We start from the raw sequence: 9,209 nt of genomic DNA, 5'->3' as shown, positions 1-9,209 counted from the left end.
AACGAGCGTGACGTTGTCCCACCCGGACCGGTCGGCTCGCCGCCTGGCCTGTTCGAGCATCTGTGAGCTGGCGTCGACTCCGGTGATCGAGCCGGTCGGTCCGATCATCCGCTGCAACCCGGCGAAGTTCAGTCCCGTCCCGCAGCCGAGGTCCAGAACATGGCTGCCTGCAGGCAGATTCAGCAGCTCGAATGCTGCCTCCCGACCGGCTCGATACACCGGCCATTCGAAGGAGATCACGTCGTACAGGCGGGCCGACATCGTGTATTTCGTCGGTCGTCTCATGTCGGGTCTCTCCAGGGCGCGGGCATAGTGGGAAGTATGGGAATCCGTCGTTTGTCTTCGAGTGTGCCCGAGAACCACGCCGACGTGGTCGTGGTGGGCGGCGGCACCGCCGGCATCGTGGCGGCGAAGACCGCGGCGGGCTTCGGCGTACGCGTCGTGCTGATCGAGCGGGCGCGGACCGGCGGCGACTGCCTGTGGACCGGATGCGTGCCGTCCAAGGCGCTACTCGCGGCGGCCTCGGCGGCACAGACTGTTCGATCCGCGTCCCGGTTCGGCATCGTCACCCAGCCGCCGATCGTGGACTTCGCGCGCGTGATGCAGCACGTACACGGCTCGATCACCGAGATCGCGCCGATCGATTCACCGGAGGCCCTCACCGAGGCGGGAGTCCAGGTGATCAGCGGCGACGCCGTGTTCACGGGTCCGAACACGGTGAAAGTCGATACGCGGATACTGCATTTCGGTCAGGCGATCGTGACCACCGGCGCGCATCCCACGGTGCCGGCGATCGACGGCATCGAGAATGTGGATTACCTGACCAGCGACAGCCTGTGGGATCTCGAGGACTTGCCGCAGCGACTGCTGATCGTCGGAGCCGGGTCGGTGGGTTGTGAAATGGCGCAGGCATTCTCGCGTCTCGGATCGGACGTCACCCTCGTCGGACGGTCGGACACGATCCTGCCGCGCGAGCACCCTGAGGCCTCGTCGATCCTGACGCAGGCGTTGACCGACGAGGGTGTGCGCGTGCTGACCTCCACCACCGTCGTGCGCATCGCCGACGGCTCGGCCGTGACCGATACGGGTGTCGAGATTCAATTCGATCGAGTGCTCATCGCCACCGGACGGACTCCGCGAACCGCGTCGCTCGGCTTGGATACGGCCGGTGTGGAAGTGGAGAAAAACGGATTCGTTCAGGTCGACGAGAATCTGCGGACCACCAATCCCCGTATCTGGGCGGCCGGGGATCTCACCGGTCATCCTCAGTTCACGCACACTGCGGGTGTGCACGGCAGTCTGGCCGCGAGCAATGCGGCACTCGGTCTGAACCGAAAAGTGAGTACGACGGGAACTCCGCGGGTGACGTTCACCGATCCCGAGATCGCCTCGGCGGGAATCGATGTGCGGACCGCGAGGGAGCGCGGGCTCAGACTGCAGACGCTCGACCACCATCACGTCGACAGAGCCGTCACCGAGAAAGCGACGAACGGATCGACGACGCTGGTGCTCGACGCCAAGCGTCGCATCGTCGGGGCGTGTGTGGTGGGACCGCGAGCGGGCGAGACGATCGGCGAGCTGATCATCGCCATCGAGCAGGGGCTGCGTACCCGCGACCTCGCCGGAGCCACGCACCCGTATCCGACCTACAACGACGGGCCGTGGAACGCGGCGATCGCAGACGTGAAGGCGCAGTTGGGTTCTCCGGTGATTTCCCGAGCAGTTGGGGCCTTGGCGAAAGGCAGGAGTGTATGGATCAGGAGAGGGCGCGATACCCGGCGATGACCCGCTGACCGGAGCTCACCGCGACCACCGCCGCCCAGACCAAGGCGATCTGCCACGAGATACCGGGCAGCAGTAGCCAGAGACTGTGCACCGCAATGGTTTCGGCACCTTCGGCCAATCCGCCCAGGAACGACAGCGATCGGCCGTCGTCGATGGTGCGGCCGTTACGTTCGGCAATCGAGGAGAACGCCAAGAACGCGGTGCCGTTGATGTAGTACGCCAACAGGACCAGCAGGAACGGCCACCACGCGGCGTCGTATCCGGCCGAGGCACCCACCGCGACGCCCACCACCGTCGTGCCGTAGACCACGAAATCGGCGGTGATGTCGAAGAATCCGCCGGCACCGCCCGTATTGGAACGCCTACGCGCCAGAGGCCCGTCCAGGCCGTCGGCGATGCGGGAGACGATCCACAACACCAACGCGAGGATCCAGAACTGCAGCCCGGCCGCCAATGCACTCCCGAGACCGAGCACCAGTCCGGCGGCGGTGATGCGGTCGGGTGTGATCGCGGGGCGGTCGAGGGCGCGGGCACAGCGATCGAGCGGGCTTTCGAGGTGGCGACGCAGAAAGCTGTCGATCATTCGGCAGCGCCGGTGAGTCCCAGACGGCGTGCCAACAGCGCCGAACCGGCCGCGATAGCCAGCACCGCGAGCAATGCGATGGCGAACGGCCACGAGAATGGAGACGTTCCGTAGGCCCCGAGGGCGGTGTAGGCGACGGTCGCGGGCACGATTCCGACCATCGTCCCCACCACGTAATCACGCTGACCCACCGCGCTGACTCCGGCCGCGTAGTTCACCAAGGAGAACGGCAGCGGCACCAGACGCACGAGCAGCACCGACAGCAATCCGCGCCGTCCGAGCATGGCATCGAGCCGGCGGAGCCTGTCCCATTCGGTGCGGGCCACCTGGCCGCGTCCCAGCGCCCGCGCTCCCCAGTACCCGAGATACGCCCCCATCGTGGCGGCGAACACCACGACGGTTGCGCCCACCGCCAACCCGAACAGGAGGCCCGACGCGATGGTCAACGTGCTGGCGGGGAACGGAGTGGCGGACAGGACGGCATAGAGCACCACGAACAGCGCGATGCCCCACGGCCCGGCCGACGCCACTCGGTCACGGATGAACGACGGGTCGGGTAGGTCGACGGTGCCGAGCACGATCACCAGAGCGATGACGACCACGGCAGCCGCGAGCAATTTCAGGGTCGTGCCGCGGCGACTACGCGTCGGGCGGTCCTGCGTCACGGTATGTGCCTCTCGTCCGGCGGTCAGGATCCATTGTGCACAAGACCCGCGTGCCCGCGTGTTCAGCGGTTGTCTCATTCGACCGATTACGGTGGTGAGGGCAGCGTCGACGACGGCTGCTTCGGTTGATCTGGAGGGCCAACGGTGATTCGTTCAGTACGGTGCGCAGTGACGATTGCGGCGAGTGCAGGGCTGCTGCTGACCTCCTGCGCTGCGCCGGATTCGGAAGCTCCGATTGCCGAGGCGCAGTCGTGGAGCGAGATCGAACAGCAGGCGCAGGGGCAGACCGTCTCGCTGTGGATGTACGGCGGCGACGAGCAGGGCAATGCCTACGTCGACGACGTGCTCACCCCCGCGGCCGCCGAGGAGGGCGTCACGCTGCGCCGAGTGCCGGTGGAATCGACGACCGACGCCGTCAACCGCATCCTGTCCGAGCGACAGGCCGGGGTCACCGACGGCGAAGTGGATCTGGTGTGGGTCAACGGCGCGAACTTCGGCACCGGCAAGCAGGCAGGCGCGTGGCTGTGCGGCTGGACGCAGAATCTGCCGAACATGGAACTGACCGATCCCGAGGATCCGCTGTTGCTCGACGACTTCGGTACCCCGGTCGAGAACTGCGAATCACCCTGGCACAAAGCCCAATTCACCCTGGTCTACAACGCGGCAGCCATCCCTGATCCGCCGACGACATTCGACGGAGTCCTCGACTGGGCTCGCGCGAACCCGGGCCGCTTCACCTACCCCGCTCCCCCGGACTTCACCGGCTCGGTGTTCGTACGTGAGGCGTTGATCAACGCCTCCGGCGGCGTCGACGAGGTTCCCGCTCAATTCGATCAGGACTCCTACGACCGACTCGCCCCGGCATTGTTCGATCAGTTGAACGAGCTCGCCCCGTCACTGTGGCGCGAGGGAACGACCTATCCGCAGTCCTCCTCCGAGCTCGACGCCCTCTACGCCGGTGGCCAGGTGGACATGACCATGACGTACGGCCCCGCGACCCTCCCGAAACTCGTCGCCGACGGCACCTTCCCACCGGAGACCCGCGTCCTGACTCTCGACGAGGGAACCGTCGGGAATGCGAGTTTCCTTGCCATTCCGTCGACGTCGGGGAAATCGGCAGCGGCACAGGTGGTCGCCAATCTTGCTTTGTCGCCCGAGCAACAACTCGAGAAGGCGACGCCGGACGTGTGGGGGCAGTTCACCGTGCTCGATATCGACCGATTGCCCGATGACGCCCGCGCCCGGTTCGAAGCGTTGCCGAGCTCGACGGTTCTGCCCTCCTACGAGGAGCTCTCGGCCAACGCGCATCCCGAACTCTCGGCCGACTGGGTAACGCCGGTCGACGAGGGTTGGCGTCGAAACGTGCTCGCCGGTCAGTGAGCGCGCCCACGAAGAGCTTTCGCGGCACGGCTGCGGTACTGCCTGCCATCGTGCTGGTCGTTCTGGTCGTCGGCGGCGGTCTCGGAACCGTGGTGCTGCAGAGCCTGGGTCTGATGCCGTTGGTCGGAACCCCCGAACTATCGGTCGACGCGTACTCCGCTCTGGGCGGTGACCTCTGGCGCTCGGTGGTGCTGACACTGTCGATTGCCGTCGTCTCGACGGCATTGGCCACGGTGATAGGGCTTGCCGCGGCGCTGACGGCCTTGTCGGGTACGCGCGCTGTGCTCGTGGCCGCCGGATTGACGGTGACGGTGCCCCACCTGATCGGTGCGGCAGCAATGGCGCTGCTGTTGGCGGATTCGGGAATGCTGCCCCGCATCCTCGGCATGACCGACGGCGGCTGGCCGGAGTTGGTCGGCGGGCGGTGGTGGATCGCCGTCGTCGCCGAATATGCCTGGAAGGAATCGGCTTTCGTGGCTGTGGTCGTGGCCGGGACACTCGCCACCCGTGCAGCCGCATTCGACGAGACGGCGGCAACCTTGGGTGCCGGCCGGTGGGCTCGGCTCCGGCTGGTCACGCTGCCGTTGGCGCGTCCCGCGCTGATCGCGTCGGCGGCCATCGCGTTCGCCTATACCGTCGGTTCCTACGAGGTGGCCCGCATTCTGGGTCGACCGTATCCGGAGCCGTTGTCGGTGATGGCAATTCGATTGTTCACCTCGATCGATCTTCAGACGCGTCCGCAGGCGGCAGCTGCCGCGACGATCGCTACCGCTCTGACGGTGGTCGTGGCCGCGGTGGCGCTGCACTATCTGCGCAGATCGGCAGCGTGGAAATGAACAAGGTGGAAATGAACAGGGTTCTTCCCGCTGTCGGCAGGTCCGCTCTGGTCCTGTGGTTCCTGCTGCCGCTGATTCCGGTTGTCTTGTGGGCCATCAGCAATCGCTGGTCGTTTCCCGGTTCGGTTCCGCAGGAATGGGGATTCGACGGCGTCCGCAGCGCCCTCGATGCCGGGGGCGTCGATGCGTTCCTGCGATCGACGATGCTCGCTCTCGCCGTCGCCGCCATCGCAACGCCATTGGGCGCGTTGGCCGCTCGCGCGCTGGTGAACGGAACCGTGCGTTTCCCCGCTGTGGTGGCCGCGGTTCTTTTCGCTCCACTGGCCCTGCCCCCGTTCGCCGTGGCGTTGGGACTCGATGTTCTGGTGTTGCGCTCGCGCATTCCGAGCACGGTGGCGGTGATCGCGTTGCTGACCGTTGCGGCCATTCCCTATACGACGTACCTGATGCGAGTGGCATTCGGCGCGTACGACATCGGTTACGAGGAGGAGGCGCGCACTCTCGGTGCGTCGAGTGCCATGGTGCTGCGGCGGATTCGCATTCCGCTACTGGCACCGGCGTTGGCAGGGGCGGCGTTGCTCGCGTTCCTCGTGGCGTGGAGCGACTACGTGATCACTTTGTTGATCGGTGGCGGCAGACTGGTCACCGTGCCCATTCTCGTCGCCTCGTTCGCTGCCGGGACCGGTAACGATTCGGTGGTGGCTGCGCTGTCGGTCGCTGCCGTCGTGCCGCCGTTGTTGCTGGTGCTCATGCTGGCCCGGCTGCGTCGTAGGAGTGCCCGATGAGCGTCGAACTGTCCGTACACGGACTCACGAAAGTGCATGCCGGTCAATCGGTTGCGGCTCTGAATTCGCTGGATCTCACCGTGCCGCCGGGTTCGTGTACGGCGATTCTCGGGCCCTCGGGCTCGGGCAAGAGCACTGCGCTACGACTCATTGCGGGACTGGATTCACCCACCGCCGGCACGGTGCGCATCGACGGTCGCGAGGTGGACGACGTTGCGGCCGAGAACCGCGGAGTCGGGATGGTGTTTCAACGTCCGATGTTGTTCCCGCACATGTCGGTACTCGACAACATCGGCTTCGCCTACCGCGCTGCCGGGGAGAGTCGCAAGCGGTCGCGCGAACGGGCCCGGGAGTACCTCGATCTGGTGCATCTGGGTGACATCGGAGATCGTGCAGTGTCCGAGGTGTCGGGCGGGCAGGCCCAGCGGGTGGCGTTGGCGCGCTCACTCGCCGGTTCGCCGCGAGTGTTGTTGTTGGACGAGCCCTTCAGTGCGCTGGACCCAGTGTTGCGCACCGAGATGCACGACCTGGTTCGCGAATTGCGCACTTCGCTGGATCAGACTCTGCTGCTCGTCACCCACGATCAACAGGAAGCGGCGGTGCTGGCCGATTCGGTGGCGGTGCTCATCGACGGTCGATTGGAGCATCACTCCGATATCGCGACGGCCTACACGCGACCGAGCACGTTGGCGGTCTCGCGACTGATGGGTGGGATGAACGAAATCGAGGGGCAGTGGGATGGGGTTGGGGTGCATCGCTCCGGGCTCGGGGAGCTGGAGGTCGAAGGAGTTTCTCTGCCGGCCGGGCCGGCCGTGTTGTTATTGCGACATGAGCTGATCAGGCTGAATGACAACGGGATTCGTGGGATTGTTTCGGGTGTGAGGCCTACCGGATTTCGGAGCATCGCCGACGTGATGGTGGGCTCGACGGTTGTGAAGGTGGAGTTGGCGGCGGGATCTGCGGTCAAGATGGGGGATGCGGTGGGGTTAAAGATTCCGGGTTTGGCGAGATTTGTTGTCATGGTTTGAGGTCGAAGATGTGGCTGTTCGCAATCCCCGTGCTCTGGGATCCGTCGCTGGTAACTAACACCCAAACGACGAAATCCCAGTTACCGCACCGTAATGACACCTTGACGGCGTTGATATCCACGCCTGCCGGCGTATGGAGGAAAATCGCGACAGTCGGACTGTCACCAGGTTTGCCGTTACAGCACGCGCATACCGACTCGGACTGGCGGCCTTAATAGGTACTCCCAGAACGGATTCGGGCTACCAGGTTTTTGGGACCAGTAGAGCTGGGCGAGGTATGAGGTAGCTAGTGCGGAGGTATGGTTGTGCAGCAGGTTCATATCCGCGCGAAAAGCCTCGGTGGCGTCCACTTCAAAAATTGGTGAAGCAGGCCCATGGGCGTCGCGAAATTGCTGGGCGTCGGCGAGGCTGGCTGTCGCGAATATCGACTGCATACGCGAGGGTGCGTCAATGAAGTGCGCCCGTCGTGCATTGTCCCATATCAGCTCGATCGCGGGGCTTGTAACACTAGCGGTTGAGTTCGCACTGACGAAATACTTCTCGCCGTGCATGGTCACCCCATCTGGGAAGAGTTCGTCGAGATGCGCTTGCAGTTCTGGCGGTTGAACGTCGTCATACCGAACCAGCCCGATGACTACCCCTTCAGAGAGAGCCGATTGGCGGTCAACCGTGTAGTACCGTGCCATCCAGATCCTCCCGTTGATCCGCTTGCACCCTCGAACCTCTTACCGACAAGCGGCCCGACCTTCTATTACAGCAGGTATTTATCGGGATCGCACCAACCAGTCCGTGCGCCGAAACACAAATATAGAAGGACTGCGGCGGACAAGGGCTATTTCAGCCAAAGTCGGTATTGGCGGTAAGCAGGTGCGTGACCTGTGGCCAAGACACCAGCCCTTCAGCACCATAACGGACCCATGGGGGAAGTCCTTCTTAGGCAGGGGACCTCATCGACAAGTCGAACTCCCGCTCGGAAGCGGGTTGTGGTCTAGCCAGCGTCGGAGCATTTCGTCACCGATGTCTTTCTGCTGCCGTTTGGTCATCCCCAGTTCGGTGAGCCTTAGTTTGACCTGGTCGATGAGATCGATTTCGGCCGTCCATGGGATGTTCTGCGACGACGGAGCAGGGCTGCGCGCCGGGGGCTTCAACAGCTCTGACCTCGGGAACATTGTTCTCAGGTGAATCATTCTCTCGGTCGTCAAACCGATGAGCCCATCGTCGGTAGCCCAGTTCAGCACGACGTTGCTAGAGCTGCTTTTGACTCGAGACTTGTTGTGAATGACATCATTTCGAATTTTATTCAGCTCGCCCATGAACGAGCTTTTGATGTCGTTCTTGAGATAGTCCACTCCTAACCTCGTAGAGTAGGCGGCAGCGAGACGTGGCCGGTACCACTCGTCCCAGATCGCGTGGATGTAGGCGAACCACTGACCGTAGCTCATGATTTGTATCGGTGGGAATCTGTCGTAAGACACCATTCCACGTTTTATGCTGATGGAACTAACACCACTATCCATGGCGCTATTGAGGTCGGCGACGTGCACGGTGGCAGGGTCGGGATTTCGGACGAAGACATACCGGCCTACGTCAAAATACTCTCCGTCGGCAGACTTTCGGGCCGCTAAGGTGCGTGCGAGTGTGGAGTGCGCCGAAAGGGTCATCGCCAGCGTAGCGAGATAACGTGTCTCAAACTCTTCGATCACCTGCTCGACGTTCTCGCCGTCCGTCATGGAGTCGATAGAGATCTTTGCTTGTCTCGCGAGCTGTGCGATTTTGTCGAGCCCCTCGATGAAGTTCTGAGTGGATGTCATCGCAGAGCCGAGGAAGACCTGAACGGCGCCCAAGACTGGAGTGACGATCAGACGAAGGTGCGCACTGTAGATGGCTTTGCGCTCGTGTTCCTCCAATAGATGATGAAAGACCCCGTCCCGCAGACCTTCTTTCACAGATCGTTCGGCCACGCCCCGCGAGTTGGGCGCGGCTGAAGAGTTGTCCTGTGCCACTTCGACGAAGAAGAGCAGTTGGCTGAAGTTGTGTCGCCACAGTTCAGTCTCGTCGGTCATCATGTCGTCCTTTGCACTACGGATGGCAACTGTTGGCGGTGACCAGCGACTAAACCAGCTAGCGACTAGGGCCACATCTGGTCG

Annotated in this window: 10 protein-coding genes; 5 read left to right on the top strand and 5 right to left on the bottom strand. The window is 63.6% G+C overall.

Annotation, left to right across the window (positions count from 1 at the left end; translation table 11 throughout):
- Positions 1 to 285 (bottom strand): methyltransferase domain-containing protein (locus CH256_RS04885; protein WP_143536526.1); only part of this gene is annotated, 285 nt, incomplete at its 3' end.
- 36 nt (positions 286 to 321) lie between these two features.
- Here CH256_RS04885 and CH256_RS04880 point away from each other — a divergent pair.
- The gene (locus CH256_RS04880) at positions 322 to 1,785 is read left to right on the top strand and encodes a dihydrolipoyl dehydrogenase family protein (protein ID WP_094669019.1); all 1,464 of its coding nucleotides are present in this window, start codon (positions 322 to 324) and stop codon (positions 1,783 to 1,785) included.
- Here the strand turns inward: CH256_RS04880 and CH256_RS04875 are convergent.
- Both CH256_RS04875 and CH256_RS04870 read right to left on the bottom strand, forming a co-directional pair.
- The gene (locus tag CH256_RS04875) at positions 1,757 to 2,368 is read right to left on the bottom strand and encodes a CDP-alcohol phosphatidyltransferase family protein (RefSeq protein WP_094669018.1); all 612 of its coding nucleotides are present in this window, start codon (positions 2,366 to 2,368) and stop codon (positions 1,757 to 1,759) included. The genes CH256_RS04880 and CH256_RS04875 overlap by 29 nt on opposite strands.
- A complete protein-coding gene (locus tag CH256_RS04870; RefSeq protein WP_256989370.1) occupies positions 2,365 to 3,033 on the bottom strand; it encodes a TVP38/TMEM64 family protein in 669 nt (222 codons plus the stop codon). The genes CH256_RS04875 and CH256_RS04870 overlap by 4 nt, the downstream gene beginning before the upstream one ends.
- A 168-nt stretch (positions 3,034 to 3,201) precedes the next feature.
- Here CH256_RS04870 and CH256_RS04865 point away from each other — a divergent pair, with 168 nt between their 5' ends.
- Genes CH256_RS04865 through CH256_RS04850 form a run of 4 tightly spaced genes read left to right on the top strand, consistent with a single transcriptional unit; the run spans position 3,202 to position 7,062 of the window.
- Entirely contained in the window at positions 3,202 to 4,413 is a 1,212-nt protein-coding gene (locus CH256_RS04865; protein ID WP_256989369.1) for an ABC transporter substrate-binding protein, read from the top strand.
- Positions 4,410 to 5,249, top strand: a complete 840-nt coding sequence (locus CH256_RS04860; protein WP_094669016.1) for an ABC transporter permease — start codon at positions 4,410 to 4,412, stop codon at positions 5,247 to 5,249. The genes CH256_RS04865 and CH256_RS04860 overlap by 4 nt, the downstream gene beginning before the upstream one ends.
- An 11-nt stretch (positions 5,250 to 5,260) precedes the next feature.
- Positions 5,261 to 6,034: an ABC transporter permease gene (locus CH256_RS04855; protein ID WP_256989368.1), complete on the top strand. Its 774-nt coding sequence runs from the start codon at positions 5,261 to 5,263 to the stop codon at positions 6,032 to 6,034.
- Positions 6,031 to 7,062 (top strand): ABC transporter ATP-binding protein, encoded by a 1,032-nt coding sequence (locus CH256_RS04850; RefSeq protein ID WP_094669014.1) that lies wholly within the window; start codon positions 6,031 to 6,033, stop codon positions 7,060 to 7,062. The genes CH256_RS04855 and CH256_RS04850 overlap by 4 nt, the downstream gene beginning before the upstream one ends.
- Before the next feature lie 176 nt (positions 7,063 to 7,238).
- Here the strand turns inward: CH256_RS04850 and CH256_RS04845 are convergent, their stop codons facing one another.
- On the bottom strand, positions 7,239 to 7,748 hold the full coding sequence (locus CH256_RS04845) for a hypothetical protein (RefSeq protein WP_094669013.1): 510 nt from the start codon (positions 7,746 to 7,748) through the stop codon (positions 7,239 to 7,241).
- Between the two features lie 261 nt (positions 7,749 to 8,009).
- The gene (locus tag CH256_RS04840) at positions 8,010 to 9,125 is read right to left on the bottom strand and encodes a hypothetical protein (protein WP_143536525.1); all 1,116 of its coding nucleotides are present in this window, start codon (positions 9,123 to 9,125) and stop codon (positions 8,010 to 8,012) included.
- Positions 9,126 to 9,209: the final 84 nt, after the last annotated feature.

Origin of the sequence: Rhodococcus sp. 05-2254-6 (assembly GCF_002258565.1) — a bacterium.
Lineage (GTDB): Bacteria > Actinomycetota > Actinomycetes > Mycobacteriales > Mycobacteriaceae > Rhodococcoides.
The sequence above is the reverse complement of the archived record's forward strand: the minus strand, read 5'-3'. Positions and strand labels throughout refer to the sequence as shown.